Below are 26,813 nucleotides of genomic sequence, written 5' to 3'. Positions count from 1 at the left end.
TGATCAGTCCCAGACGATGCAGCCTCCCCGCCGCAACTCCTGGTTCCTGAACAAAAAACATCAAAACAAGAAACTCAACTTGCCCCCCCAGGGAGCACATCGTCAACGCCTGGCACACGCGTGCTCAGAAGTTGCCGATGAACCATTCCTTCATGCGCGTCCAGATCTGCTTGGCCGACCCGGACTGCACGACGACCTTGCGCCCGCGCACGCGCTGCACGCGGCCTTCCTGCAGCAGGCCCATCACCGTGGCGTAACGCGGGCTCTTCACCACTTCGTGCAGATTGCCGCGGTACTCGGGCACGCCCACACGCACGGGCTTCAAGAACATGTCTTCACCCAGCTCGACCATGCCCGGCATCATTGCGGTACCGCCAGTGAGGACCACGCCGCTCGAGAGCAGTTCCTCATAGCCGGATTCGCGCACCACTTGGTGCACGAGCGAGAACAGCTCTTCCACACGCGGCTCGATCACGGCAGCCAGCGCCTGGCGCGAAAGCGTGCGAGGGCCGCGATCACCGACGCCCGGCACATCGATCATCTCGTCCGGATCGGCCAGCACCTGCTTAGCGATGCCGTACTGGATCTTGATGTCTTCAGCATCCGGCGTCGGCGTGCGCAGGGCCATGGCGATGTCGTTGGTGATCTGGTCGCCGGCGATGGGGATCACGGCCGTGTGGCGGATCGCGCCTTCGCTGAAGATGGCGATATCGGTGGTGCCGCTGCCGATGTCGACCAGCACCACGCCGAGTTCCTTCTCGTCTTCGGTCAGCACCGCCAGGCTCGACGCCAGCGGCTGCAGGATCAGGTCGTGCACTTCCAGGCCGCAGCGGCGCACGCACTTGACGATGTTCTGGGCGGCACTCACCGCGCCCGTCACGATGTGCACCTTCACCTCAAGCCGGATACCGCTCATGCCGATCGGCTCGCGCACGTCTTCCTGGCCGTCGATGATGAATTCCTGCGTGAGGATGTGCAGGATCTGCTGATCGGTCGGGATGTTGACGGCCTTGGCGGTCTCGATCACGCGCGCCACGTCGGTGGAGGTGACCTCCTTGTCCTTGATCGCCACCATGCCGCTCGAATTGAAGCTGCGGATGTGGCTGCCCGCGATGCCGGTGAAGACCTCGCTGATCTTGCAGTCGGCCATCAGCTCCGCTTCTTCGAGCGCTTTCTGGATCGACTGGACGGTCGCCTCGATGTTGACGACCACGCCCTTTTTCAGCCCCTTCGATTCGGTCTGGCCCATGCCGATGACCTCGTAGGCGCCGTCGGGGCGAAGCTCGGCCACCACCGCCACCACCTTGGAGGTGCCGATGTCCAGGCCGACCAGAAGATCCTTGTATTCCTTGCTCATCGCGTTTTCTCTGTGCTTCGCGTTGCTTTGTTGTTGGCCGCCGGCTTACCCCCCAGCGTGGCTTTCGGCTTTGCAGCACTGCTGGTGCCATTCGCGGTGCCAGGTAGCTTGCCCCCCTTGGCCAGCACCGCAGCCTGCGCATCGGTCAGGAAGCGCACACCCGCCGCCCGAACTGCGAATCCGTTGGGATACCGCAGATCGGCGTATTCGATCTGACCGCCCCAGCGCTTGGTTACCTCGGGCCAGGCACGCACAAAGCGGCGGGCACGCGCGGCCAACGCGGTGCGGTCATCGTCATTCAGTTCTCGGCCCAGCTCGATGACCGTGCCGTTGGACAACCGCGCGCGCCAGGCGTAGCGGTCGGTGAGCGTCACGCTCAGCGGCTCGACATTCATCGGCTTGAACCACTCGGTCATGGTCTCCAGCTTGTCGACCACGTCCTGCTCGGTTCCTTCGGGGCCAGCCAGCGCAACCAGGTCGGTGTCGTCTTCAGCTTCGGCTAGGTTGGCCACGAAGACTTCGCCATACGTGTTGACCAGCTTGCCGGACTCATTGCCGCCCCAGGTGCCGAGCGCTTCGTGTTCCTGCACTTCCACCAGCAGCCCGTTGGGCCACACGCGACGCACGCTCGCACGCCGCACCCACGGCACCGATTCGAACGCGGCACGTGCCTCATCCAGATTCAGCGAGAAGAAATTGCCGCGCAGCTTGGGCAACGCGTTAGCGCGCAGACTCGGTACGTTCACGTGGCGCAACTCGCTGCCAGCCATCGGCATTACCCGCACCTGCTGCAGCTGGAACATCGGTCGCTGCATCAGCCAGACCGCCCCAACGCCCAACGCGCCAAGCGCGAGCAGCGCATACAGCGCACTCGCGACGGCGTTGAGGAGACGGGTGTTGTGCCACATAACGTTGTGTTGTCCGGTTTCGCTGACGTTGCGTTGATTACTCGGGTTTCCAGTCGGTGCTCGCGTGCAGCTCCAGCGATGCGCTCGCCGCCAGTTGCAACACGAAATCTTCATAGCTGATGCCGGCAGCGCGTGCCCCCATCGGCACCAGCGAATGGCCGGTCATGCCCGGCGACGTGTTCATCTCCAGCAGGAACGGCGCGTTGTCCGCCTTGCGCAGCATGATGTCGGCGCGGCCCCAGCCACGGCAGCCCAGCCCGCGATATGCCTGCACCACCAGCGCCTGCACGCGCGCGGCCACGTCGGCGGGAATCGGAGCCGGACATTCGTAGCGCGTGTCGTCGGTGAAGTACTTGTTCTGGTAGTCGTAGTTGGCCTGCGGTGCAACGATGCGGATGAGCGGCAATGCCGTAGCGCTCTCGCCCTCGCCGATGATCGGGCAGGTCAGTTCGTCGCCTTCGATGAACTGCTCGGCCATCACATCGCGGTCCAGGCGCGCAGCCTTTTCGTAAGCGGCGGGCAGCTCGGCGGCGCTCGCGACCTTGGTCAGGCCGATCGACGAACCTTCGCGCGCCGGCTTGACGATCAGCGGCAGGCCAAGGCGGTCGGCCACGGCCTGCCAGTCGGCGCCGGCATGCAGCATCACGAAATCGGGCGTGGGCAGGCCGTGGGTCTGCCATTGGCGCTTGGTGGCTTCCTTGTCCATCGCCAGCGCAGACGCGAGTACGCCGCTGCCGGTGTACGGAATGCCGAATTGTTCGAGCAGGCCCTGGATCGTGCCGTCTTCACCAAAGCGGCCGTGCAGCGAGATCACCACGCGGTCGAATCCTTGCTTGGCCAGATCGGCCACGGCCTGCAGGCCCGGGTCGAACGGGTGCGCATCGACGCCGCGCGCGCGCAGCGCAGCGAGCACGCCGTTGCCGGACATCAGCGAGATTTCGCGCTCGGCGGAACGGCCGCCCATGAGCACGCCCACCTTGCCGAGAGACTTCGGGTCGATCGTCGGATTTGGAACAAACGGACCGGTCGTCATGCTGCGGCGCCTCCGTTCAGATCCACGACGTTGGCGGTGCGCACCTGCGCCTGCAACGCAACCACTTGACCGGGCACCTGCCCGATCGACCCAGCGCCCATGGTGATGACCACGTCGCCGTCCTGCGCCGCATCCAGAATCGCTTGCGGCATGTCTTCAATCTGTTCCACGAATACCGGCTCGATCTTGTTGGCCACGCGCAGCGCACGCGTCAGCGCGCGCCCGTCGGCGGCAACGATGGGCGGTTCACCGGCGGCGTACACCTCGGCCAGCAGCAGCGCATCTACGGTGCCGAGCACCTTCACAAAATCTTCGAAGCAATCGCGCGTGCGGGTAAAGCGGTGCGGCTGGAACGACAGCACGAGGCGGCGACCGGGGAACGCACCGCGCGCCGCGGCCAGCGTGGCGGCCATCTCGACCGGGTGATGGCCGTAGTCGTCGATGAGCGTGAAGCGGCCCTTGCCGTCCGCGGTCGGCACTTCGCCGTAGCGCTGGAAGCGACGGCCCACGCCGTTGAACTCGGCCAGCGCCTTGACGATGGCCTCGTCCGGCACTTCCAGTTCGGTAGCGATGGCGATGGCGGCCAGCGCGTTCTGCACGTTGTGCATGCCCGGCAGGTTGAGCGTGATCGACAGCGGCGGCTCGGCATGACCGTTGAGCTGGCGGATCACGGTGAATTCCATGCGGCCATCGACGGCGCGCGCATTGACGGCGCGCACCTGCGCGTCTTCGGCAAACCCGTAGCGCACGACAGGCTTGGAGACGAACGGCAGGATTTCGCGCACGTTGGGGTCATCCACGCACAGCACGGCAATGCCGTAGAACGGCAGACGCTGCGTGAACTCGATGAACGCCTGCTTCAGACGCGCGAAGTCGTGCCCGTAGGTGTCCATGTGATCGGCATCGATATTGGTGATGACCTCGATCACGGGGAACAGGTTGAGGAACGACGCGTCGGATTCGTCGGCCTCGGCGACGATGAAATCGCCCGTGCCCAGCCGCGCGTTGGCGCCGGCCGAGTTCAGGCGGCCGCCGATCACGAAGGTCGGGTCCAGGCCGCCTTCGGCCAGCACAGACGCGACCAGGCTGGTGGTGGTTGTCTTGCCGTGCGTGCCCGCAATGGCGATGCCCTGCTTCAGGCGCATCAGCTCGGCCAGCATCACCGCACGCGGCACGATGGGGATGCGCTTGGCGCGCGCGGCCAGCACTTCGGGGTTGTCGCCGCGCACGGCGGTGGAGACCACCACGGCATTGGCGCCGATCACGTGCTCCGGCGCGTGGCCCTGCATGATCGTTGCGCCCAGCGATGCCAGACGCTGCGTAGTCGCGCTGCTGCCCAGATCCGAGCCTGTCACGCGGTAGCCCAGATTCAGCAGCACCTCGGCGATGCCGCTCATGCCTGCGCCGCCGATACCTACAAAATGGATGTTCTTGACGATGTGCTTCATATCGATTCGATTCCCTATGCCCGTGCCACCGCTACACACACGTCGGCGACACGCTCGGCCGCTTCGGGCCGTGCCTGCTCACGTGCTTTAGCCGCCATATCGGCCAATTGCGCACGCGTCAGGGACGCGAGTGTATCTGCCAGCGATGCCGGACCCAGTTCCTGCTGCGGCACCAACAGCGCTGCGCCGCGCTCGGAGAGGAAGCGCGCGTTGGTGGTCTGGTGATCGTCCACGGCATGCGGGAACGGCACGAACAGCGCCGCGACACCCGCCGCGGCCACTTCTGAAACGGTCATTGCCCCCGCGCGGCAGATCACGAGATCGGCGTGCGCATACGCAGCCGCCATGTCGTCGATGAAGGGCACGGGCTGCGCGTGGGCATCGTCAATGCCGGCGGCGGCATAGTTGGCGCGCAGCGTGTCGATCTGCTTGGCACCCGCCTGGTGAATGACGATCGGGCGCGTATCGGCCGGCAGCAACGCCAGCGCCTTGGGCACCACGTCGTTGAGGGCCGCGGCGCCAAGGCTACCGCCCACGACCAGCACGCGCAGCGGGCCGGTTCGCTCGGCATAGCGCGCTTGCGGCGAAGCCAGCATGGCCAGGTCAGCGCGGATCGGGTTGCCAACCCACTCGGCGCCAGACAGCGCATTCGGAAACGCGCACAGCACGCGATCGGCCACGCGCGCGAGCACGCGGTTGGCCAGACCTGCGATGGAATTCTGTTCGTGCAGCACCAGCGGGCGCCCCAGCAGCACGCTCATCATGCCGCCCGGGAACGTGATATAGCCGCCCATGCCCAGCACCACGTTCGGACGCACACGGCGGACCACGCCAAGGCTCTGCCAGAACGCGCGCAGCAGATTGAGCGGCAGCAGAAACTTGGTGACCAGGCCCTTGCCACGCAAACCACCAAACTGCACCGACTCCAGCGGAAAGCCGTGCTTGGGTACGAGTTGGCCCTCCATGCCATTGGCGTTACCAAGCCACACCACCCTCCAGCCGCGCCCGGCCAGCAGCTTGGCCACCGACAGCGCGGGGAAGATGTGACCGCCCGTACCGCCGGCCATGACGAGGAGCGTGCGCGGCGCCAGATCGGCCGAAACGCGTGCCGTCATACCTTGCCCCCACGCATCAGCACGCGGTTTTCATAGTCGATACGCAGCAACAGCGCGAGCGCCACGCAGTTCATCAGGATGCCCGAGCCACCGTAGCTGACCATCGGCAGCGTCAGACCTTTGGTCGGCAGCAGACCGAGGTTCACACCCATGTTGATGAAGGCCTGCCAGCCGAGCCAGATACCCAGGCCCTTTGCGACCAGGCCGGCAAACGTGCGGTCTAGCTGCAGCGCAGTGCGGCCGATCTCGAACGAGCGGCGCACCATCCAGTAGAACAGCAGGATCACGATCAGCACGCCGACAAAGCCCAGCTCCTCGCCGATGACGGCCAGGATGAAGTCGGTATGCGCCTCGGGCAGGTAATGCAGCTTCTCGATGCTGCCGCCCAGACCAACGCCGGTCCACTCGCCACGGCCGAAGGCGATGAGCGAGTGCGTGAGCTGGTACGCCTTGCCTTGCGCGTATTCCTCTTGCCACGGGTTGAGGTACGCGAAGATCCGCTCACGCCGCCAGGGCGACGCCACGATCAGCAGCGAGAAGGTCGAAATTGCCGTCAGCACCAGTCCGCCGAACAGCTTGCCGTTCACGCCGCCCAGGAACAGGATGCCCATGGCCACGGCCGCGATCACCAGGAACGCGCCCATGTCCGGCTCCAACAGCAGCAGCGAGCCGACAAACGCCACGGCCACGCCCATCGGCAGGAAGCCCTTGCGCACGCTCTGCATCCAGTCCTGCTTGCGCACGGTGTAGTTGGCGGCGTACAGCACCACCGCCAGCTTCATCAGTTCGGACGGCTGGAAGTTCATGACGCCCAGCGGCAGCCAGCGCCGCGCGCCGTTCACGCCCTTGCCCACGTGCGGCACGAGCACGATCACCAACAGCACCAGCGCGATGATGAAAAGCTTCGGCGCGTACTTGTCCCAGAACTTGACCGGAATCTGGAATGCGACGATCGCGCCGATGAGCCCGATCACCAGCGAGAAAATGTGGCGAATCAGGAAGTGCCCGTTGCTGTAGTTGGCGTACTTGGGCGAATCGGGCAACGCGATCGACGCCGAATACACCATCACCAGCCCGAGGCCGAGCAGCACGATCGCCACCCACATCAGCGGCTGGTCGTACTCCATCATCTTCGAGCGCGTGGGCTTGACGCCCGAAACCGCATCGCGCAAACCCTCCCACGCATTGCCGATGGTCGCGCCGATGAAGCCGCTGCGCTTGATCTGGGTGTCGCTCATAGGAGGACTCCTCGGTCTGCCGCCAATGCGGCCACGGCCTCGTGGAACACCTGGGCGCGGTGTTCGTAGTTGCGGAACATGTCAAAGCTGGCACATGCCGGCGACAACAGCACGGCATCGCCGGGTTGAGCGATCGCCGCGGCTTCTCGCACCGCAGCTTCCAGCGTCGGGGCATCGACCAGCGTGACGCCGGTATTCGCCAGCGCCTCACGAATCAGCGGCGCATCGCGACCGATGAGCACGACGGCACGCGCGTATTGCCCGACCGGCTCGGCCAGCGGCGAGAAGTCCTGACCCTTGCCGTCGCCACCTGCGATCAGCACAACATGCTTGGACAAGCCCGAAAGCGCAGCCACCGTCGCCCCGACGTTGGTGCCCTTGCTGTCGTCGAAGAATTCGATGTCGTCAAACGCGGCGATCAGCTCGACGCGGTGTGGTTCGCCGGCGTAGTCGCGCAGGCCGTGCAGCAGCGCGCTCACGGGCAGGCCGATCGCGCGGCACAGTGCCAGCGCAGCCATCGCGTTGGTCGCGTTGTGCAAGCCGCGGATGCGCAGTGCATCAGCTGGCATCAGGCGCTTGAGGCGCACCGGCACCGGCGCGGCGGGCGCGGTGTCACCCTTCTTGCGGCGCGTGGGCTTGGGCAGATCGTCCTCGTCGGCTTCGGCCAATACGATCCAGGGCATGCCGCCATCGCGCAGCAGGCCGAGCGCATCAGGCGTGCCCGGCTCGTCGATGCCGAACGTGACATCGCGACCGGTCTTGCTGGCGAATGCCATCACGCCGGCGTCCTGACGATTCAGCACCCGCACGGTGTTGGCGCCGAAGATGCGGCCCTTGGCTGCGGCATAGGCGTCCATCGTGCCGTGCCAGTCGAGGTGGTCCTGCGTGATGTTCAGGACGGTGGCGGCGTCTGCGTCCAGCGTATGCGTGGTTTCGAGCTGAAAACTCGACAGCTCAAGCACCCACACGTCGGGCAGCGTGTCGGCATCCACGCATTCGCTCAGCTTGTCCAGGGCCGATGGGCTGATGTTGCCTGCCACGCCGACGGTCTTGCCGGCGCGCTCCACCAAGGCACCCGTGAGCGCCGTAGTGGTGGTCTTGCCGTTGGTCCCGGTGATGGCCAGCACGCGGGGCGCATAGCCTTGCGCGGCCTTGAGACCCGCCAGCGCGCGCGCAAACAATTCGATCTCACCCCACACCGGCACGCTGTGCGTATTGGCGGCGCTCAGTAGCGCAGCGACGTTGGCATCCAGCGGCGACAGGCCCGGGCTGATCGCCACCAACGTCACACCGTCCAGCAGAGACACGGCGAACGGGCCGCCCACGAATTCGGCGTCCGGCACATGCGCGCGCAGCGCCGGTAGGTTGGCCGGGGCCTCGCGCGTATCAGCCACGCGCACTTGGGCGCCGTGACGGGCGCACCAGCGCGCCATTGCCAGCCCGGATTCACCGAGGCCGAGCACCAGCACCACCGGCGCGTCGAAGTCGCCGAACATGCGCGGCTCCTGCGCGGTTTCAGCAGCGGGCATCGGCTCGGCGGAATCGAGCGTCGCGATCACGGCGTCCACGGCGGCTTCAGGCTGCGTGGCGGCCACGTCGTCGTCCGGGTTGATGGATTCGGTCACGTCGGTCATGTCCGTGCTCACCGCAGCTTCAGGGTCGACAGGCCGATCAGCACCAGCATCATGGTGATGACCCAGAAGCGCACGACCACTTGCGTTTCCTTCCAGCCGGAGAGCTCGAAATGGTGATGCAGCGGCGCCATGCGGAACAGGCGCCGGCCTTCGCCATAACGTTTCTTGGTGAATTTGAACCACGTGACCTGCAGCATCACGGAGACGGTCTCGGCTACGAAGATGCCGCCCATGATGAAGAGCACGATTTCCTGGCGCACGATCACGGCGATGGTGCCCAGCGCCCCGCCCAGCGCCAGCGCGCCGACGTCACCCATGAACACCTGGGCCGGATGTGCGTTGAACCACAGGAAGGCAAGCCCCGCCCCGGCCATCGCCGAACAGAAAATGAGCAGTTCGCCCGCGCCCGGAATGTGCGGGAACAACAAGTACTTGCTGTAGACGGCACTGCCCATCACGTAGGCAAACACGCCCAGCGCGCTGCCCACCAGCACGACCGGCATGATGACCAGGCCATCGAGGCCGTCGGTCAGGTTCACCGCATTGCTGGAACCGACGATCACGAGGTACGTCAGGATGATGAAACCGAATACGCCCAGCGGGTAGCTGATCTCTTTGAAGAACGGCACGATCAGGTGCGACTTGGCCGGTAGGTTGAGTGACAGGCCGCTGCGCACCCAATCCATGAACAGCTCGAGCACGCGAATGTTGCTAGTCTCCGATACCGAGAACGCCAGGTATGCCGCTGCAAAGAGGCCGATCACGGTCTGCCAGAAGAACTTCTCGCGCGAAGACATGCCCTTCGGATCACGGTGCACGACCTTGCGGTAGTCATCCACCCAGCCGATCGCGCCATAGCCGAGCGTGACCAGGAGCACGATCCAGATAAAGCGGTTGCCCCAGTCGGCCCACAGCAGCGTCGACACGGCAATGCCGATGAGCACCAGCACACCACCCATGGTGGGCGTGCCGGCCTTGACCAGATGCGTCTGCGGACCATAGCTGCGCACAGCCTGGCCGACTTTCAGTTCCGTCAGGCGACGGATCACAAACGGCCCGAACCCGAGGCCGATCACCAGCGCCGTGAGCGATGCCATCACGGCGCGGAACGTCAAATAGTTGAAGACGCGCAGGAAGCCGTAATCGTTCTGCAACCATTGCGCCAATGCCAATAACATGGGTTCTTGCTTCCCTTAATGCTGCTGTTGTGTGCTGGAACCGGTCGGCAAATCCGCTACCGGGTCTTTCAAGACCAGCGCTTCCACAATGCGTTCCATCCGCATGAAGCGCGATCCCTTCACCAATACCGTCGCGGCCGGCGCAATGGCGGGCACGCCGTGTTCAATCAAATCCTCTGCCGACGCAAAATGCTGGGCGCCCGCGCCGAATGCGTCGACCGTGTGCCGCGCAAGCTCGCCGGTTGCCAGCACCGCGTCGATGCCGTGCGTGCGCGCATAGGCGCCGATTTCTTCGTGGAATGCCGGACCCTGCGAGCCAACTTCGCCCATGTCGCCCAACACCAAGCATCGCGGCGCCGGCAGCGTGACGAGCGCGTCGATCGCCGCGCGCATCGAATCGGGGTTCGCGTTGTACGTGTCGTCGATGACAAGGCCGCCGTGTCTGCCCTGCTTGCGCTGCAACCGCCCCTTGACCGGAGCAAAGTTGCTCAACGCGCGTGCGATGACCTCGGGAGCAACGCCCGCAGCCAGCGCGCATGCCGTCGCAGCCAGCGCATTGCGCGCGTTGTGCAAACCCAGCAACGGCAAGGTGATGACGAAGCGCTGGCCTGGGGCCTGCACATCGATGCGTTGCCCGTCGGCAGTGTCCACCACCGTGCCAGTCACAGCCCCGGCCTCGATACCGAAATCGAGCACGCGGCGCGCACCGGCCGCTGCTTGCCACACCGGCGCATATTCGCCACCGTTGGCCGCATCACGCGGAAACACCGCAACGCCATCGGCCGGCAACGCGGCCAGCACAGCGGCGTGTTCTTCAGCCACCGCTTCCACGCTCACCATGAATTCCTGGTGCTCGCGCTGGGCGTTGTTGATCATCGCGACGGTGGGCTGGGCAATGGCGGCCAGTACGGCCGTCTCGCCCGGGTGGTTCATGCCCAGTTCGAGCACGGCCAGCTTGTGTTGCGCATTCAGGCGGAACAGCGTGAGCGGCAGGCCGATGTCGTTGTTGAAGTTGCCGGCAGTCGCCAGGCGGGCGTCTTCACCCACGGCCTGCGCGAAGATCGCCGAGATCATTTCCTTGACCGTCGTCTTGCCGTTGCTGCCGGTCACGGCGACAACCGGAATCGGGAACTGACGGCGCCACCCGGCGGCGAGTTGGCCGAGCCCGACACGCGTATCGGCAACGGTCAGCACAGCCACTTTGGTCACGTCCAGCGTGGCGGCCGGTGCGCGCGACACCAGCACGGCGGAAGCGCCACGCGCCACCACCTCGGGCAGGAAATCGTGCGCATCGAAACGCTCGCCGATCAGCGCGACGAACAGGTCGCCGGGCTGCACTGCGCGGCTGTCGGTTGTCACGCGCAGGATGGCCGCGTCGGGGCCCGCCAGATGGGCGCCCGCCATCCAGGCAGCGGCGTCGGTGGCGTGCATCATCACGGTCGGGGCGATCATGCGTTCACCCCGCGGGCGGCAAGCGCAAGACGCACATGCTCCTGATCGGAGAACGGCCGCTTGCGACCCGCAATTTCCTGCGTCGATTCATGCCCCTTGCCGGCCACGACGATCACGTCATGCGCATCGGCGTGCCGCACGGCATGCAGGATGGCGGCCGCGCGGTCTTCGATCTGGGTGGCGGCACGCGGGTTGTCCATGCCGTCGGCGATCTCGTCGAGGATGTGCTGCGGATCTTCGCTGCGCGGGTTGTCGGAGGTCAGCACAACGTGCGGCGCCAGGCGCTCGGCGATAGCGCCCATCTGCGGACGCTTGCCGGGGTCGCGGTCACCGCCGCAGCCGAACACGGCCCACAGTTTCCCGCCGCGCGCCTCGGTAATCGGCGCGAGTGCGCGCAGCGTCTGCTCCAGCGCGTCCGGCGTGTGGGCGTAATCCACCACCACCAACGGACCGTCTTCGCCGCCGAAACGCTCCATACGGCCGCTCACGGGTTGCAGTTTTTCCAGGCGTGCGATGGCGTCCTGCCACGGCACGCCGGCCGCCAGCAGTGCGCCCAGCACACCGAGCAAATTCGATACGTTGAACAAACCCACCGTAGGCGCATGGACGGTCGCGTGGCCAAAGCTGCCATCTACGTCGAATGTCGTGCCGGTGCGGTGCGCGCGCACGTTGCTGGCGCGCAGCCATTGCTTGGCACCGTGCTGCGCCGCGGCTTCGCCGTCGATGCCGTATTCGATGGTTTCGACATCGGCGCGGGCGTTCTGCAGCAAGCGCACACCGGCAGCGTCGTCGCGGTTGATGACCGCGGCGCGCAGGCCCGGCCAGCCGAACAGGCGCGCCTTGGCGAGTTCGTACTCGGCCATCGTGCCGTGGTAGTCGAGGTGATCCTGCGTCAGGTTGGTGAACACCGCGATATCAAAGCAAGTGCCATCGACGCGGCCTTGCTCAAGGCCATGCGACGAGACTTCCATGGCGATGGCGCGGGCACCCGCACGGTGCAGATCGGCGAGGCTGCGCTGGAGCTGGATGGCGTCCGGCGTGGTGAAGCCGGTAATGGCCAGCGCATCGACAAACCCGGTGCCAAGCGTACCCACCACTGCGCAACGCTGGCCGTGTTTGGTCAGCGCCTGCGCGATCCATTGCGAGCACGATGTCTTGCCGTTGGTACCCGTCACGCCAATCACACGCAATGCGTCCGGGCCGGGCACGCCGTACCACTGCGCGGCAAGCGGCCCGGCCAGTTCAGCCAGGCCGTCCACCGGCAGGATGCGCACGGGCGCGTCGGCGGGCATTGCGTAACCATGGGCTTCGGCCAGCACGGCGGAAGCGCCAGCCTCGATGGCTTGCGGAATATGCGGACGGCCATCGCCACGCTGGCGCACATTGCCGAGCACATAGGCGACGAACACATCGCCGGTCTTGAGCTTGCGCGTGTCGCTGGTGAGGTCGGCGCCTGCCGGCGCCTGGGCGCGCAGCCAATCCACCACGGGCGCAAGACGCGCGGCGATGGTCGGGCGGTCAGAAGTGGGCTTGGCTGTCATTGCAAGCCCCCGACCGGCTCTTCCGGCACGTCCGGCGTCATCACGAGCTGGCGCACCGGCGAATCCGGCGGCACGTTCAATGCCCGCAGGGTGCCGCCCACGATTTGAGAGAACACGGGGCCGGCCGCGCCGCCGCCATAGCGGTTGCCCACGGTCGGCTCGTCCACGCTCACCGCCACGATGATGCGCGGGTTCGACATGGGCGCCAGACCAATAAACGAGGCGCGATATTTGGAGCGGTCATAGCCGCGCCCGGTGTGCTTCCACGCCGTGCCGGTCTTGCCGCCGACACGGTAGCCCATCACCTGGGCCTGCGGTGCGGTGCCGCCGGGCGCCGTCACCGTCTCGAGCATTTGGCGGACCTGCCGTGCCACCTCCGGCGAGATCACGCGCTCGCCCTGCGGCGGCTGGCCGTCGGTGCGGTACATCGTGATCGGAATCAGCTCGCCATCGTGCGCGAAGATGGTGTACGCATGCGCAATCTGGAACAACGACACCGACAGGCCGTAGCCATATGACATGGTCGCCTGCTCGATGCGACGCCATTTGTTTGCCGGGCGCAGCCGCCCAGCCACCGCGCCCGGGAAGCCGATCTTCGGCGCCTGCCCCAAGCCAACGCTGGTGAACATGTCCCACATTTCCTGGGGCTTGAGCATCATCGCGATCTTGGTCGTACCGATGTTGCTGGAGTGCTGGATCACCTGGGCGACCGTCAACGTGCCGTAGTTGCCGGTATCGGAAATGGTCGCGCCTTCAAAGCTGTATTTGCCGTTGGTCTGCACCAGCGTGGTCGGCGTCACGCGCTTGAGCTGCAGGGCCAGGCTGATCGTGATCGGCTTCATCATCGAGCCTGGCTCGAAAGTGTCGGTCAGCACGCGGTTGCGCAGTTGCTCGCCCGAGAGGCGGCTGCGGTCGTTCGGGTTGTAGGTCGGGTAGTTGGCGAGCGCCAGCACCTCGCCGGTCTGGGCATCCAGCACGATCGCACTGGCGGCCTTTGCGCGGGTACGCTCGATGGCGGCCTTCAATTCGTTGAAGGTCAGGTACTGGATCTTGGCGTCGATCGACAGCGTTTGATCATGCCCATCACGCGGGGCCTTGAGCACGCCAACGTCTTCCACAACGCGGCCCAACCGATCCTTGATCACCTGACGCTGGCCGGCGGCACCCGCGAGGTCGGACTCACGCGCCAGCTCCATGCCTTCCTGGCCTTTGTCCTCGACGTTGGTGAACCCGACGATGTGCGCCATCGCCTCGCCTTCCGGGTAGAAACGCTTGTACTCACGCGTCTGATAGATACCTTCGATCTTCAGCGCGGCGATCTGATCGGCTACCTCGGGCAGCACCTGGCGCTTGAGATACACGAAGCCCTTGTCTTCGCCCAGCTTGCCCGAAAGCTCCTTGTCGCTCATGCCGAGCAGCTTGGCGAGCTTCTTCATGTCTTCGCCAGGCACGTTGTTGGGCACGTCTTCGGGCACGGCCCAGATAGCCTTCACCGGCAGGCTCGTGGCCAGCACCAGGCCATTGCGATCGAGAATCTTGCCGCGCGTGGCCGGCAACTCCAGCGTGCGCTGGAAGCGCTTCTTGCCCTCGGCCTCATAAAAGCGGTTGCCAGGGCCTTGAATCCACAGCGCGCGGCCGATCAGCGCCAGGAACGCCGCGAACATCAGGAACACAACCAGCTTCGAGCGCCACATCGGCAGGCGCAGGCCCAGCACCGGGCTGGCGGAAAACTGGCCCGGACGCGCCCGCGCCGTGGTGCCGTTGGACTTGCGTGCGCCACTCATGGCTGTACTCCGGAAGCCGTGGGTGCGCTGGCCGCCACCGAGGAAGCCCCGGAGGCTCCCCCTGCTGCCGGCAAATCGGCAAACCCCTGCAGATACTGCGTGCGCCCCGCCTGCGCGGGCGACATCTTCAATTGCTTGCTCGCGATATCGGCAATGCGAGCGCTCTTGCCCAGCGCGCTCTGCTCATATTGCAGACGCGACCAGTCGGTGTTGAGTTGCTTCTCTTCCGCCTGCGCGCGATCCAGCTCGACAAACAGCTGTCGCGCCTGATGCTGTGCGTTGACCAGCGACAAGGCGCACAGCACCAGCGCGGTCAGCAGGAACATGTTCAGGCGGTTCATGGAGGCGGCCCCGTCGGTCAGCAGCGTTCGGCCACGCGCATGATGGCCGAGCGCGCACGCGGGTTGGCCGATACCTCGGCCTCCGACGGCTTCACGCGGCCAAGCAGGCGCAACTGCGGCGCCGGCAGCTCATGCGCACGCAGCGGCGCCCGACGCAGTTCCGGCGCGGCGGATTGCTCCGGGCGCGCCAGGGCCTGCATGAAGCGCTTGACGATGCGGTCTTCCAGCGAATGGAAGCTGATCACGACGAGACGTCCCCCCTGCTCCAGGCGTTCAAAGGCGGCCTTCAGACCGGTTTCGAGGTCCGCAAGCTCTTGATTGACGTGAATCCGTAAAGCTTGAAAGGTGCGGGTCGCAGGGTCTTGACCCTTCTCGCGTGTTTTGACGGCTTGCGCCACGAGCGCGGCAAGCTCGGATGTGCGATCGAGAGGACCTCGATCCCCGGATTGGCCCCGGCGAGCAACAATCGCCTTTGCAATCTGTACAGCAAACCGTTCTTCCCCATAGTCCCGTATCACCCTCGCAATGTCGCGCTCATCAGCCTCGGCCAGCCATTGGGCTGCGGTGATGCCGCGCGTGGTGTCCATCCGCATGTCGAGCGGGCCATCCATCCGGAACGAGAAGCCACGTGCGCCTTCGTCGATCTGCGGCGAGCTGATGCCGAGATCGAGCAGCACGCCGGCCACCCGTTCAATGCCGCGCGCATCCAGGGCCGAGGCCATCTGCGCGAAGCTGTCATGCTCAATAGCGAAGCGGGCATCCTCTACGGTGCCCGCTTCGGTGATTGCTGCTGGGTCCTTGTCGAAGGCGACAAGTCTGCCGCCGGGCCCCAGCCGTTCCAGGATGAGCCGGCTGTGCCCGCCTCTCCCGAAGGTTCCATCGATATAGATGCCGTCGTCGCGCCAGATGAGCGCATCGACCGCTTCGTCTAAGAGCACCGTCTGATGGCGCAGTCCCGTACTGGCTTGGGTTGTCATCGCGCGTCATCAAAAGGAGAAATTCTTGAGGGCGTCGGGCATGCCTTGCGCCATGGCGGCTTGCTCCTTCGCGGTGTACGTGGCGGCGTCCCAGACTTCGAAGTGGCTGCCCATGCCGAGCAGCATCACGTCACGTTCAAGGGAGGCAGCCGTGCGCAGTTCTGGGGTGATGAGGACGCGGCCGGCGGTATCGAGTTCGACATCGGCGGCGCTGCCCAGGAAGATCCGTTTCCACCAGTGGGCTTCCATCGGCAGCGCAGCGATGCGCTCGCGAAAGCGTTCCCACTCGGGGCGCGGAAACAGCATGAGGCAACCGTCCGGGTGCTTGGTCACAGTCACCCGGCCCTCGGCCTGCAGCTGGAGCGCTTCGCGGTGCCGCGACGGAATGGACATCCGCCCTTTGGCATCCAGCGTCAGCGCCGACGCACCCTGGAACACGTTGGTTTCTCTCTCCGTGCGGCGACTTGATCGCCACTTACCTTGCCGTCAACTGGCCCCGAAAACGGCCTCTTTGAACCACAAAACTACACTTTCTGACACTGTTTCCCACTTTAGAGGAACGACTTTAGACGGTCAAGGCTTGCGGAGGCCTGGGAGACGGAAAATTTGCAATCAGAACAATGACTTAGCGCACCCCGCCGGAGGCGCCACCTCACTTTTCCCAATCAAATGAAGGAGATAGCGTGGTTTATGTAGAAACCACGTGAGAGAACGGCAAGCGGCCAGCGCCCCGGTTCGAGGCGCAGACCGCAGGCGGCAGAGGTCGGGCGAATGGAGGAGCGTGCGCCGTGTCGGCGGGCCGATCGACCCGCGCGACACCCGACACGCCCATCAGATGCGGTAGGCGGCGGTGGTCATGACGCGTGACGCGGCACGCATGGCTTGGCGGATCGGCGCAGGCAGATCAATGCCACCGGCCTGGCGCGCGTTGTCGCCGTGGCGGATTTCGTCGTCGCGCATCTGGGCGACGATGGCGCGCGACCGGGTGTCCTGCTCGGGCAATGTATCGAGATGGCCATCGAGGTGATGCTCGACCTGGCGCTCGGTCTCGGCGACGAAGCCAAGGCTGATCTTGTCGCCGAGGCGTCCAGCCACCGCGCCGATGGCGAAAGCGCCGGCATACCACAGCGGATTGAGCAGGCTCGGGCGGTCGTTCAATTCCTGAAGGCGCTGGGCGCACCAGGCGAGGTGGTCTTCTTCTTCGCGTGCGGCTTCGTCGAGCTGAGCGCGGATGGCGGGGTCCCGGGCAAATAGCGCTTGCCCCTGATACAGAGCCTGGGCGCAAACCTCGCCGACATGATTCACGCGCATCAGGCCGGCTGCATGGCGGCGGTCGGCCTCGGAAAGCTTGGTCGCGCTGTCGGCCTTATCCGCGGAGGTGGCCACGATAACGGCGTCAGCAGGGTTCGGTCGGCTGGCGCGGGTGACGCCTGCCACAGCGCGCAAGGCGCGGTCGAATTCGGGGATGAAGCGGTCGAACATGATTGCGGGCGCCGCCGGCAATGGCGTGCGGCGCGATCGTCATTGTAAGGCCGACACCGCGCGGGACATTGCGTCCGGTCAGAACCCGGCCGACCAAACACTACTGTACGGGATAACCCTGTTGGCGCGCGGATCGCATCTAAAACCGCAAGGAATCGAGCCTGCCTATCGCCGATCTATTTCAAATTTGGAAACAGCCTGTTGCCGGGATCAGACAGCAAACGCGCGTTTACGAACATTCGTTCGCAAATTTCGACCGAGCCCAGTACCGCGTTGCTACATTAGTCAGCGACTTCGTTTGAAAGTCATGGGGCGGGAAGACGAGAACGGAGGGTCTGCCTGCCACTGAACTCAAAATTAAAGATCTGGAGACCGACCGATGAAGAAATCGCTGCTGGCATTGGCAGTGCTGGGCACGTTTGCGGGTGTTGCGCAGGCTCAGTCGAGTGTGACGCTGTACGGCGTGGTCGACGCGAACGTCGAATACGTCAACCATGAGCAGGCCGTAACTGCGGCGGGGGTTGCCATTCCGGGCAGCAGCGGATCGCGCCTTGCGATGCAGGCGGGCGGCCTGTCTTCCAACCGCTGGGGCTTGCGCGGCGTTGAAGACATCGGCGGCGGCCTCAAGGGCCTGTTCGTGCTGGAATCGGGCTTCGGCATGGATACCGGCACGCTGCAGCAAGGTGGCCGTCTGTTCGGCCGGCAGGCGTTTGTGGGCCTGCAGGGCAACTGGGGCAAGATCACGCTGGGTCGTCAGTACACGACGATCTTCGACATGATGGCGAACTTCTCGCCGAGCGGTTACGCCACGCAGTGGGAGCCGGTGGTCGGCCTGCTGGGTGCGAACTTCCGCGAAGACAACATGATCAAGTACGGCGCTGCATTCGGGCCGCTGACGGTCGAAGCCCACTGGGCGTTCGGCGAGCGCACGGGCAGCACCACGGCCAACTCGGCCTACGGCGCCGGGGCGAACTACTTCGCTGGCCCGTTTGGCGTGGGCATCGCGTATGACGAAGTGAAGGTGCTGACGGCCGCAGAAGCCCTGGGCCTGTCGGGCGGCAACGAATATGCCCGGGACAAGCGCGCTGCCATTGCAGCGAGCTACACCACGGGCCCCGTCAAGGTGATGGCAGGCTTCCGCTATGGCAACACCGAAGCGCCCTCCAGCGGCGCCACGGCAGCACTGACGCCGCACCGCGACGACCTCTACTGGCTGGGCGTGAATTACCAGGCCACCCCGGCACTGGGCCTGACGCTGTCGTACTACTACGACAACATCAAGGAAGCGACCATCGGCGGCGCCACGATCAACCCACGCAATCCGCAGCAGTGGAACTTCATTGCCGATTACAACTTCTCGAAGCGTACCGACGTGTACCTGACCGCAGCGTATTCGCGCAATGGTTCGCTGAACTGGGATTCGATCGGCTACGTGACGAACCCGGCAACGGGTGCACAGACGTCGGTGGGTTATCTGCCCGCAGCATCGCAGACGTACTTCATTACGCCGAACTCGGAAAACCAGGTCGGTGTGGCAGTGGGTGTGCGCCACAAGTTCTGACGCACGCTTTGGTTTTTGCCCGCCGCCCCTCTCCTTGGCGGGCGCAGAAAGGCACCTTCGGGTGCCTTTTTGCATGGCCGCACGCTATGCTCCTGCGATCAAGCGCGCCGCCGGCCAGCAGAACATCGGCACGACAACGAGCGGCAATTCATAACGACAACAACGCCAACCTAACCGGAGACCCGCATGTCCTCTTCGACTTCTCCAACCATGGCGCCCGCCGCCCCCGGCGCGGCCGCCGACGCCAGCCGCTCGCGCATCGTCTTTGCGAGTTTCATCGGCACGGCCATCGAGTTCTACGATTTCTATGTCTACGCGACAGCCGCGGCACTGGTCATCGGCCCGGTGTTCTTTCCGCATGGCTCTGCTGCGGCACAAGCGCTCTCGGCGTTCGTCACATTCGGCATCGCGTTCATTGCGCGGCCGATCGGCTCGTTCCTGTTCGGCCACTTTGGCGATCGCATCGGGCGCAAGTCGACGCTGGTGGCCTCACTGCTGGTCATGGGTATTTCCACCACGCTGATCGGGCTGGTGCCGGGGTACGACAGCATCGGCACCCTTGCACCGATCCTGCTGTGCGTGCTGCGCTTTGGCCAGGGCATTGGCCTGGGTGGTGAATGGGGTGGCGCGGCCCTGCTGGCTACCGAGAACGCGCCGGCGGGCAAGCGCGCGTGGTTCGGCATGTTCCCTCAGCTCGGCCCGTCGGTCGGATTCCTGGCATCGAACGGCCTCTTCTTCGGACTGGCGATCGCACTATCGGACGAGCAGTTCCGCAGCTGGGGCTGGCGCGTACCCTTCCTGGTAAGCGCAGTACTCGTGGCGCTGGGCCTGTATGTGCGATTGAAGATCGCCGAGACCCCGGCCTTCCAAGCCGCCATCGACCGGCAGGAGCGCGTGAAGGTGCCGGTCGCCACACTGCTGGCGCACCACTGGTGGCCGACGCTGCTGGGCGCGCTGGCCATGGTGGTCTGCTACACGCTGTTCTATATCTCGACGGTGTTTTCGCTGTCGTACGGCGTGAGCACGCTGCATTTCTCGCGCCCGAGCTTCCTGGGATTGCTGTGCCTGGCGGTGGTCTTCATGGGGCTGGCGACGCCGCTGTCAGCGTGGGCGTCGGACCGCTTCGGGCGCAAGCCGGTGCTGATCGTCGGCATCATCGCGGCCATCCTGTCGGGCTTTACGATGGCGCCGCTGCTGGGTAGTGGCCAAACGCCGCTGGTAGCGCTGTTCCTCATCATCGAGCTGTTCCTGATGGGCGTGACCTTCGCGCCGATGGGCGCACTGCTGCCAGAGTTGTTCCCAACCAACGTGCGCTACACCGGCGCGGGCGTGTCGTACAACCTGGGCGGCATTCTGGGCGCGTCGATTGCGCCGTATATCGCGCAGAAGCTGGCCGAGCAAGGCGGCCTGAGCTGGGTAGGCATGTATGTGTCGGCGGCCGCGGTGGTCAGCCTGATCGGCGTGCTCTGCATGCGCGAGACGCGCGATACCCGGCTGATGTAAGGGGCTGTGCCTATCGGCGCGATTAATCCCACGAGTGGCGACCCGAGCGACCCCGCTTGACGTCGCCACGCGCGCGCTTGCCTTCCAGACGGCGCGTCTTGGAAGCGCGCGTGGGCTTGGTGGCGATGCGCGACTTTGGCACCGAAAGCCCCGTCGCAATGAATGCGGCCAGACGTTCACGGGCATCCTGGCGGTTGCGGTCCTGCGTGCGAAAGCGTTGTGCATCAATCACAATCACGCCCTCAGCAGTCAAGCGGCGGTCGCGCTTGCCCAACAGGCGAGCCCGCAACGCCTCCGGCAACGACGGCGATTGGGCGATGTCAAAGCGCAACTCCACCGCCGTCGATACCTTGTTGATGTTCTGCCCACCCGGTCCACTTGCGCGCACAAAGCGCTCGACCAGCTCGGACTCCGGAATGGACAATTGGGGGGTGATGGTGAGGTCAATGCCAGGCATTGGGGCATTGTAGGAAGAACCGGGTTTTTCTGGAGATCAGTGTATGTATCGTGGAGAACGATTCAACGGCTTCAGCCACCTGGCCGGGGCCATCCTTGCCGCGGGGGGCATGGCCGTTCTGGTAACGTCGTCCGCCCTGCACCACGACGCTTGGAAGGTGGTCAGTTCCGTGGTCTACGGCACGACGCTGGTCCTGCTCTACACAATCTCTACGCTTTATCACAGCCTGCGAGGCCCGGCCAAAAGCATCTTCCAGCGGCTGGACTATTGCGCCATCTACCTGTTGATCGCCGGTAGCTACACACCGTTTGCGCTGGTGACGCTGCGCGGCCCATGGGGCTGGGCGCTGTTTGGCATCAACTGGGCACTGGCAGCCATCGGCATTGCGCAGGAACTCTGGATCGGCCACCGCACGCGCCTGTTCTCACTGCTGATTTACGTGGTGATGGGCTGGCTGGTGCTGATTGCCATGGGGCCGCTGGCGGCCGCGTTGCCCGCACCAGGCCTGTGGTGGCTGGTTGCGGGGGGCGCGCTTTATACGACGGGCATCGGCTTCTTTCTCTTTGACGAGAAGGTGCGGCACTTCCACGGCATCTGGCATCTGTTTGTGCTGGCTGGCAGCGCTTGTCAGTTCGTCAGCATCCTCCTGTACGTGGGCTGACCGGCCACGACTTGCTTGTACCGGACCAAAAAAAAGCCGCGACGAATCGCGGCTTTTTCTTTGCAGCTACGCAGACTCAGGCACGCTTCTTCATCGCCTCGTCGCGTAGTTCCCGGCGCAGGATCTTGCCGACGTTGGTCTTCGGCAGCTCGTTGCGGAACTCGATGAACTTCGGGCGCTTGTACCCCGTGAGCTGATCCTTGCAGAACTCCTGCAGCTTCTGCTCGGTCAGCGTCGGGTCGCGGCGCACCACGAACAGCTTGACCACCTCGCCCGAATGCACGTCGGGTACGCCCACGGCGGCCACTTCCAGCACGCCCGGGCACATCGCCACCACGCCTTCGATCTCGTTCGGATACACGTTGAAACCCGACACCAAAATCATGTCCTTCTTGCGATCGACGATCTTGGTGTAGCCGCGCTCGTCCATCACCCCCACGTCGCCGGTCTTGAAGAAGCCGTCGGCATACATGACCTTGGCGGTCTCGTCCGGGCGCTTCCAGTAACCGGCCATGACCTGCGGGCCACGGATGCAGATTTCGCCAGCCTGACCGATCGGCAGATCACGCCCCTCGTCGTCGCGGATGGCGATTTCCGTGGACGGGATCGGCAACCCGACCGTGCCCGAAAACTTGTCGGTATTCGTCGGATTGCAGATGGCCGACGGCGAGGTTTCCGACAGGCCGTAGCCCTCGATGATCGGACACCCTGTCACTTCGAGCCATTTCTTGGCAACGGCTTCCTGCACCGCCATGCCGCCGCCGTTGGCCACGCGCAGATTGGAACAGTCGACATCCTTGAATTCGGGATTGTTCAGCAGCGCGTTGTACAGCGTGTTCACGGCCGGGAACATGTGGAAGCGGTACTGCTTGAGCACCTTGATGAAACCCGGGATATCGCGCGGGTTCGGGATCAGTACCGCCAGCCCGCCCTTGCGCATCGACAGCAGGCAGCAAACCGTCAGCGCGAAGATGTGATACAGCGGGAGCGCGGTGATGGTGATGATCTCTTCGTCGGCGGCCAGCATGCGGCCGTCGCGGCCGGGCTTGGTGAGCGCCGGGTTCATCCACGCTTCGGACTGGAGCACGTTGGCGACGATGTTCCGATGCAGCAGCGTCGCGCCCTTCGATACGCCGGTCGTCCCACCCGTGTATTGCAGGAAGGCGACGTCGTCGGGGCCCACGGAGGTGGGCTTGAGCGTCTGCTTGGCACCCTCTTGCAGCGCGGTGTTGAAGCGGATGCAGCTGGGCAGTTCCCACGCCGGCACCATCTTCTTGACGCTGCGCACGACGAAATTGACCAACATGCCTTTGAGCCCGCCGAGCATGTCGCCCATGCTGGCCACCACGATGTGCTTGATCGGCGTATTGGGCAGCACCTGCTGCAGCGTCGTCGCGAAGTTCTCCAGGATGATGATGGCTTCGGCGCCGCTGTCCTTGAGCTGGTGTTCGAGTTCGCGCGGGGTGTAGAGCGGATTGACGTTGACGACCACATAGCCGGCGCGCAGCACGGCGGCCAGCGCCACCGGGTACTGCAGCACGTTGGGCATCATCAGCGCGACGCGTGCGCCGGGTGCCAGACCGCGCGATTGCAGCCACGCCGCCAGTTGGCGCGAGAGCGTATCCAGCTCGCCGTAGGTCAGCACCTTGCCCATGCATTCAAATGCACGGCGGTTGCGGTTCTTCTGGAAAGAATCCTCAAGCAGATGGGCCAGCGATCGATACTGCGATGCATCGATCTCGGCCGGCACCCCAGCGGGGTACTGCTTCAGCCACGGCTTATCCATGGGTGTGTCTCCTGGCGATTGTCGATTTTTTCGAATGGTCGTTCGTTTTTTTCGGCATCCTACGCGGATGTCTGTGTCAAAACAATAACTTAGACAGTTCCCTCAGCCGGTCCAGACTGCTTGAAACTGGTGCAGAAAACGATCTTGGCATCACTTTTGCGTGATGCCCTCCGACTTGGCCATCGCCGCAGGCGCGAGCACCCGCAGTGCTACCTCGCGCTGTTGCTTCGATTCACGCGCCATGGCCTTGACGTCGGCATAGAAGCGCGCCCAGTCGCCGCCATCGCGGTGGTATAGCGCCGTAAACGCCGGCACCCATTCCAGGTAGCTCGCGACTGCCCCCAGATGCGCGTTCGACAGAGGCTGCGCAAACCAGCGGTCGTAACCGGTATAGCCGCCCCAGCTTGCTTTGAGCTTGGCGTAATCGGCCTGCAGGCTCGCGAAGATGGCGCGTTTTCCGGCGCGCTTCTCGTCGTCCGATACGGGGCTTGCATACAGCGTCTCAAGCCGGTTGCGGTACACCAGCAGCAGGGCGCGGAATTGTACGCGCCGGGCGTCGTACGTGGCGTATTCCGCGCGAATTTCCGGGGTGGCGGCATCGGCCAGCCACCGTTCGACGCCAATGGTTTCCACCGTGGTGGCGAACGATTCGTTGAACGCCGTATCGCCCTTGGCGTAGACGACCTGATGCGCCAGCTCATGAAAAATCAGCCGCGCCAGCTCGCCTTCGGGCAGGCCGACGAAGGTATTGAGCAGCGGGTCGTCGAAATAGCCCAGTGTGGAATACGCAGGAATGCCGGCCACATCTACATCCAGTCCCTGGGCGCGCAGGGTGTCGGCATAGGCCATCGCGGCGTTGCGATCGTAGTACCCGCGATACGTCACGCAGCCTACGACGAGGAAACACCATTCCTTGAGCTTGACCGACAGCTCAGGCGCGGCAAACACGTTCCACACCGCGAATGGCCGCTTGAGATTGGCGTAGACGCGATAGCTGCCGTTGTCGGGCAAGCCCAGCTCGCGCGAGGCATAGATGCGAATGCTGCGCGCATCTTCCAGGCGCTTGGCGAGCTTGTCGTTGTGGGCCTGCCGCGCGTTGTCGATGGCCTGGTCGATCGACTCGCGCTGCGCCATCAGCGAGAGATGTCCACTGACCGACTGGTAGTAATAGCCGACCGTGTCGCAGCCGGCCAGCAATGCCGAACCGGCTACCGACAGCGCAAGGCACAGCGCGCGTGCGGCACGCATGATGGCCTCGTCAGGCGGCCTGTGCCAACGGCGCCACCTCGACCAGGCAATCGTAGAAGGTGGGCGCGCGGCCCATGTCGGTCAGGCGCTGACTGGTCAGCTCGTTGGCGTTGGTGCCGTCGGGCGCGAGCTTCTTCCACCAGATCGACAAGCCGACGACCACGCCGCGGCGCGCGCGATCCGTCACGCGGGCGCGCGCCTGCATGGTGCCGCGATCGTTGAAGATGCGGACAAGCTCGCCATCGACGACGCCACGCGCATTCGCATCGTCGGGATGGATATCGAGATGCGGCTCGCCTTCGGTGTTGCGCAGGCTGTCGACGTTGACGAAGGTGGAGTTGAGGAAGTTACGCGCCGGCGGCGAGATCATCGACAGCGGATAACGCTTGGCCAGCTCAGGCGTGCTGATCGCCGACTCATGCGGTGGCACATAGCCGGGCAGCGGGTCAAGACCGTCCTTGGCCATCTGTTCGGAATAGAACTCGCAGCGGCCGGACGGCGTGCGATAGCCGCCGCGTGCCAGCGGCGCGGCCGGGTGTGACAGCTTCTGCCAGCCCTCGCGCTTGAGCGTCGCCCAGTCGATGTGCGCGGCGGCCGGGTCGTCACGGCGCACGGCCTGGGCGGCGATGTCGTCGTCCGAGTCGGCAAAACAGGTGTCGTTAAAACCCATGCGTTGCGCGAGACGGCGAAAAATCTCCGTGTTCGGCAACGACTGCCCCATCGGCGCAATGGCAGCGTTGTTGGCCAGCACGTAGGTGTGGCCGTAAGCCTTGTGCACATCGACGTGTTCGAGCTGCGTGGTGGCGGGCAGCAGGATGTCGGCGTAGTCGGCGGTATCGGTCTGGAAATGTTCCAGCACCACGGTGAAGAGGTCTTCGCGCGCAAAGCCGGCGGCGACCTTGCGCGAGTCCGGCGCCACCGCCACGGGGTTGCTGTTGTAGACGACCACCGCCTCGACCTTGGGGCCGAACGATGCGTCGCCCGTATGCAGCAGCGCATCGCCGATGGTGCTCATGTTGATCGTGCGCGGCATGTTGGGCCAGCTCGGCAGCAGGTCAGGACGCTGCAGCTTTGCGATGTCGATGGGGAAGAAACCGGACGTCGACAGTTGAAGCCCGCCCGCCGCATCGCGCCACGCGCCCACCAGCGACGGCAGGCACGCGACCGCGCGCACGCCCTGCCCGCCGCCATGCGCGCGCTGCATGCCGTAATTCAGGCGAATCGCCGCCGGCTGTTTGTCGCGCACGACGGTCGTGCCGTACAGATTTGCGAGCCACTCGATGTCGGCCGCGTCCACCCCACACAGCGTCGCCGCATATTCCGGCGTGTATTGCTGCGCGCGCTCACGCAACGCCTCGAAACCGAGCGTGTGATTGGCGATGTAATCGTGGTCGAGCAAGTCATCACGGATCAGCACGTGGATCATCGCCAGCGCCAGCGCCGCATCGGTACCGGGGCGCACCGCCAGATGGCGATGGCACTTCTCGGCCGTCAGCGAGCGATACGGATCGATGGCGACGAGCGTGGCGCCGCGCCGTTTCGCCTCCTGCGCGCGCGTCCAGAAATGCAGGTTCGACGCGATCGGATTGGCGCCCCAGATCAGGATCAGCTTGGCGTCCTGCACGTGCTCGATGTCCATGCCGAGGCTCGCGCCGTACGTATAGCGCAGCGCCGTCGCACCGGCCGATGCGCAGATCGTGCGATCGAGCAGCGACGCCCCGAGCTTGTGAAAGAAGCGCGCAGCCATGCTCTCACCCTGCACCAGGCCCATCGTGCCGGCGTAGCTGTACGGGAGGATGGCCTCTGGGTTGCGCGCCGCAATATCGCCCAGGCGCGTGGCGATGGTGTCGATGGCTTCGTCCCACGAAATCGGTTCGAACTTGCCCTCGCCCTTGGCGCCCACGCGCTTCATCGGCGTCAGCAGGCGGTTCGGGTGGTACGTGCGTTCCGCATACCGATTGACCTTGGTGCACAGCACGCCAGCCGTCGTCGGGTGGTCCGGATCGCCCTGCACGCGGGTGGCGCGGCCGTCCTCGACGGTGACGAGCAAGGCGCAGGTGTCGGGGCAATCGTGCGGGCAGGCGGCACGGATGACTTGGGTGGACATCA

At 64.9% G+C, this 26,813-nt stretch carries 22 protein-coding genes; 3 read left to right on the top strand and 19 right to left on the bottom strand.

Going from position 1 to position 26,813, the window contains the following annotated elements; all coding sequences use genetic code 11:
- Nucleotides 1-124 precede the first annotated feature (124 nt).
- The 15 genes from ftsA to coq7 all read right to left on the bottom strand — a co-directional run bounded on the left by ftsA (nt 125) and on the right by coq7 (nt 17,488).
- Complete coding sequence (gene ftsA, locus ACTJK4_RS23765; protein ID WP_024979178.1) at nt 125-1,357, bottom strand: cell division protein FtsA; 1,233 nt, start codon at nt 1,355-1,357, stop codon at nt 125-127.
- A complete protein-coding gene (locus ACTJK4_RS23760; RefSeq protein ID WP_232041080.1) occupies nt 1,354-2,265 on the bottom strand; it encodes a cell division protein FtsQ/DivIB in 912 nt (303 codons plus the stop codon). The genes ftsA and ACTJK4_RS23760 overlap by 4 nt, the downstream gene beginning before the upstream one ends.
- A gap of 37 nt (nt 2,266-2,302) precedes the next feature.
- Nucleotides 2,303-3,298 (bottom strand): D-alanine--D-alanine ligase, encoded by a 996-nt coding sequence (locus ACTJK4_RS23755; RefSeq protein ID WP_260802230.1) that lies wholly within the window; start codon nt 3,296-3,298, stop codon nt 2,303-2,305.
- Complete coding sequence (gene murC, locus ACTJK4_RS23750; RefSeq protein WP_232041082.1) at nt 3,295-4,746, bottom strand: UDP-N-acetylmuramate--L-alanine ligase; 1,452 nt, start codon at nt 4,744-4,746, stop codon at nt 3,295-3,297. Before murC ends, ACTJK4_RS23755 begins: the two co-directional genes overlap by 4 nt.
- Before the next feature lie 14 nt (nt 4,747-4,760).
- The gene (murG, locus tag ACTJK4_RS23745) at nt 4,761-5,861 is read right to left on the bottom strand and encodes an undecaprenyldiphospho-muramoylpentapeptide beta-N-acetylglucosaminyltransferase (RefSeq protein ID WP_232041083.1); all 1,101 of its coding nucleotides are present in this window, start codon (nt 5,859-5,861) and stop codon (nt 4,761-4,763) included.
- Complete coding sequence (gene ftsW / locus ACTJK4_RS23740; protein WP_232041084.1) at nt 5,858-7,099, bottom strand: putative lipid II flippase FtsW; 1,242 nt, start codon at nt 7,097-7,099, stop codon at nt 5,858-5,860. Before ftsW ends, murG begins: the two co-directional genes overlap by 4 nt.
- On the bottom strand, nt 7,096-8,595 hold the full coding sequence (gene murD, locus ACTJK4_RS23735; RefSeq protein ID WP_232043054.1) for a UDP-N-acetylmuramoyl-L-alanine--D-glutamate ligase: 1,500 nt from the start codon (nt 8,593-8,595) through the stop codon (nt 7,096-7,098). Before murD ends, ftsW begins: the two co-directional genes overlap by 4 nt.
- Nucleotides 8,596-8,741: 146 nt before the next feature.
- Nucleotides 8,742-9,911 carry a phospho-N-acetylmuramoyl-pentapeptide-transferase gene (gene mraY / locus ACTJK4_RS23730; protein WP_232041085.1) on the bottom strand — a complete coding sequence of 390 codons (1,170 nt, stop codon included), beginning with the start codon at nt 9,909-9,911 and terminating at the stop codon, nt 8,742-8,744.
- Between the two features lie 15 nt (nt 9,912-9,926).
- Complete coding sequence (locus tag ACTJK4_RS23725; RefSeq protein ID WP_440819107.1) at nt 9,927-11,363, bottom strand: UDP-N-acetylmuramoyl-tripeptide--D-alanyl-D-alanine ligase; 1,437 nt, start codon at nt 11,361-11,363, stop codon at nt 9,927-9,929.
- The gene (locus tag ACTJK4_RS23720) at nt 11,360-12,904 is read right to left on the bottom strand and encodes a UDP-N-acetylmuramoyl-L-alanyl-D-glutamate--2,6-diaminopimelate ligase (protein ID WP_316871841.1); all 1,545 of its coding nucleotides are present in this window, start codon (nt 12,902-12,904) and stop codon (nt 11,360-11,362) included. Before ACTJK4_RS23720 ends, ACTJK4_RS23725 begins: the two co-directional genes overlap by 4 nt.
- A complete protein-coding gene (locus ACTJK4_RS23715; RefSeq protein ID WP_232041088.1) occupies nt 12,901-14,688 on the bottom strand; it encodes a peptidoglycan D,D-transpeptidase FtsI family protein in 1,788 nt (595 codons plus the stop codon). The genes ACTJK4_RS23720 and ACTJK4_RS23715 overlap by 4 nt, the downstream gene beginning before the upstream one ends.
- Entirely contained in the window at nt 14,685-15,029 is a 345-nt protein-coding gene (gene ftsL, locus ACTJK4_RS23710) for a cell division protein FtsL (protein WP_232041089.1), read from the bottom strand. Before ftsL ends, ACTJK4_RS23715 begins: the two co-directional genes overlap by 4 nt.
- Before the next feature lie 17 nt (nt 15,030-15,046).
- The gene (rsmH, locus tag ACTJK4_RS23705; RefSeq protein WP_112183567.1) at nt 15,047-16,006 is read right to left on the bottom strand and encodes a 16S rRNA (cytosine(1402)-N(4))-methyltransferase RsmH; all 960 of its coding nucleotides are present in this window, start codon (nt 16,004-16,006) and stop codon (nt 15,047-15,049) included.
- A gap of 9 nt (nt 16,007-16,015) precedes the next feature.
- Nucleotides 16,016-16,444, bottom strand: a complete 429-nt coding sequence (mraZ, locus tag ACTJK4_RS23700; protein WP_024979191.1) for a division/cell wall cluster transcriptional repressor MraZ — start codon at nt 16,442-16,444, stop codon at nt 16,016-16,018.
- A gap of 393 nt (nt 16,445-16,837) precedes the next feature.
- On the bottom strand, nt 16,838-17,488 hold the full coding sequence (coq7, locus tag ACTJK4_RS23695; RefSeq protein ID WP_316871842.1) for a 2-polyprenyl-3-methyl-6-methoxy-1,4-benzoquinone monooxygenase: 651 nt from the start codon (nt 17,486-17,488) through the stop codon (nt 16,838-16,840).
- Nucleotides 17,489-17,867: 379 nt separating this feature from the next.
- On the opposite strand from coq7, the gene ACTJK4_RS23690 reads away from it, so the two are divergent.
- Nucleotides 17,868-19,049 (top strand): porin, encoded by a 1,182-nt coding sequence (locus ACTJK4_RS23690; RefSeq protein WP_232041092.1) that lies wholly within the window; start codon nt 17,868-17,870, stop codon nt 19,047-19,049.
- Nucleotides 19,050-19,235: 186 nt separating this feature from the next.
- Entirely contained in the window at nt 19,236-20,552 is a 1,317-nt protein-coding gene (locus tag ACTJK4_RS23685) for an MFS transporter (protein WP_232041093.1), read from the top strand.
- A gap of 22 nt (nt 20,553-20,574) precedes the next feature.
- Here the strand turns inward: ACTJK4_RS23685 and arfB are convergent, their stop codons facing one another.
- Nucleotides 20,575-21,009, bottom strand: coding sequence for an alternative ribosome rescue aminoacyl-tRNA hydrolase ArfB (arfB, locus tag ACTJK4_RS23680; protein ID WP_232041094.1), 435 nt, complete (start codon nt 21,007-21,009; stop codon nt 20,575-20,577).
- Nucleotides 21,010-21,052: 43 nt separating this feature from the next.
- Between arfB and trhA the strand changes: the two genes are divergently transcribed.
- A complete protein-coding gene (trhA, locus tag ACTJK4_RS23675; RefSeq protein ID WP_232041095.1) occupies nt 21,053-21,670 on the top strand; it encodes a PAQR family membrane homeostasis protein TrhA in 618 nt (205 codons plus the stop codon).
- A 76-nt stretch (nt 21,671-21,746) separates the two neighbouring features.
- On the opposite strand, the gene ACTJK4_RS23670 is transcribed toward trhA, so the two are convergent.
- The 3 genes from ACTJK4_RS23670 to ACTJK4_RS23660 all read right to left on the bottom strand — a co-directional run bounded on the left by ACTJK4_RS23670 (nt 21,747) and on the right by ACTJK4_RS23660 (nt 26,811).
- Nucleotides 21,747-23,456 carry a long-chain fatty acid--CoA ligase gene (locus ACTJK4_RS23670; protein ID WP_232041096.1) on the bottom strand — a complete coding sequence of 570 codons (1,710 nt, stop codon included), beginning with the start codon at nt 23,454-23,456 and terminating at the stop codon, nt 21,747-21,749.
- Between the two features lie 150 nt (nt 23,457-23,606).
- Nucleotides 23,607-24,704, bottom strand: coding sequence for an aminopeptidase (locus ACTJK4_RS23665; protein WP_440819105.1), 1,098 nt, complete (start codon nt 24,702-24,704; stop codon nt 23,607-23,609).
- A gap of 10 nt (nt 24,705-24,714) precedes the next feature.
- Entirely contained in the window at nt 24,715-26,811 is a 2,097-nt protein-coding gene (locus ACTJK4_RS23660; RefSeq protein ID WP_260802236.1) for a molybdopterin-containing oxidoreductase family protein, read from the bottom strand.
- Nucleotides 26,812-26,813: the final 2 nt, after the last annotated feature.

It is taken from the genome of Ralstonia sp. 22111 (assembly GCF_052045895.1).
In the GTDB taxonomy this organism is placed as follows: Bacteria; Pseudomonadota; Gammaproteobacteria; order Burkholderiales; family Burkholderiaceae; genus Ralstonia; species Ralstonia wenshanensis.
Note: the sequence above shows the minus strand (reverse complement) of the source record. Positions and strands in the feature narration are given on the sequence as shown.

Coding starts and splice junctions, on each gene's coding strand:
- ftsW (WP_232041084.1), bottom strand. CDS start 7,099: ATGAGCGACACCCAGATCAAGCGCAGCGGCTTCATCGGCGCGACCATC.
- murG (WP_232041083.1), bottom strand. CDS start 5,861: ATGACGGCACGCGTTTCGGCCGATCTGGCGCCGCGCACGCTCCTCGTC.
- ACTJK4_RS23755 (WP_260802230.1), bottom strand. CDS start 3,298: ATGACGACCGGTCCGTTTGTTCCAAATCCGACGATCGACCCGAAGTCT.
- murC (WP_232041082.1), bottom strand. CDS start 4,746: ATGAAGCACATCGTCAAGAACATCCATTTTGTAGGTATCGGCGGCGCA.
- mraY (WP_232041085.1), bottom strand. CDS start 9,911: ATGTTATTGGCATTGGCGCAATGGTTGCAGAACGATTACGGCTTCCTG.
- ACTJK4_RS23725 (WP_440819107.1), bottom strand. CDS start 11,363: ATGATCGCCCCGACCGTGATGATGCACGCCACCGACGCCGCTGCCTGG.
- trhA (WP_232041095.1), top strand. CDS start 21,053: ATGTATCGTGGAGAACGATTCAACGGCTTCAGCCACCTGGCCGGGGCC.
- ACTJK4_RS23685 (WP_232041093.1), top strand. CDS start 19,236: ATGTCCTCTTCGACTTCTCCAACCATGGCGCCCGCCGCCCCCGGCGCG.
- ACTJK4_RS23720 (WP_316871841.1), bottom strand. CDS start 12,904: ATGACAGCCAAGCCCACTTCTGACCGCCCGACCATCGCCGCGCGTCTT.
- ftsL (WP_232041089.1), bottom strand. CDS start 15,029: ATGAACCGCCTGAACATGTTCCTGCTGACCGCGCTGGTGCTGTGCGCC.
- ACTJK4_RS23715 (WP_232041088.1), bottom strand. CDS start 14,688: ATGAGTGGCGCACGCAAGTCCAACGGCACCACGGCGCGGGCGCGTCCG.
- ACTJK4_RS23690 (WP_232041092.1), top strand. CDS start 17,868: ATGAAGAAATCGCTGCTGGCATTGGCAGTGCTGGGCACGTTTGCGGGT.
- ACTJK4_RS23665 (WP_440819105.1), bottom strand. CDS start 24,704: ATGCGTGCCGCACGCGCGCTGTGCCTTGCGCTGTCGGTAGCCGGTTCG.
- ACTJK4_RS23660 (WP_260802236.1), bottom strand. CDS start 26,811: ATGTCCACCCAAGTCATCCGTGCCGCCTGCCCGCACGATTGCCCCGAC.
- ACTJK4_RS23670 (WP_232041096.1), bottom strand. CDS start 23,456: ATGGATAAGCCGTGGCTGAAGCAGTACCCCGCTGGGGTGCCGGCCGAG.
- ftsA (WP_024979178.1), bottom strand. CDS start 1,357: ATGAGCAAGGAATACAAGGATCTTCTGGTCGGCCTGGACATCGGCACC.
- ACTJK4_RS23760 (WP_232041080.1), bottom strand. CDS start 2,265: ATGTGGCACAACACCCGTCTCCTCAACGCCGTCGCGAGTGCGCTGTAT.
- coq7 (WP_316871842.1), bottom strand. CDS start 17,488: ATGTTCGACCGCTTCATCCCCGAATTCGACCGCGCCTTGCGCGCTGTG.
- murD (WP_232043054.1), bottom strand. CDS start 8,595: ATGTTCGGCGACTTCGACGCGCCGGTGGTGCTGGTGCTCGGCCTCGGT.
- rsmH (WP_112183567.1), bottom strand. CDS start 16,006: ATGACAACCCAAGCCAGTACGGGACTGCGCCATCAGACGGTGCTCTTA.
- arfB (WP_232041094.1), bottom strand. CDS start 21,009: ATGCCTGGCATTGACCTCACCATCACCCCCCAATTGTCCATTCCGGAG.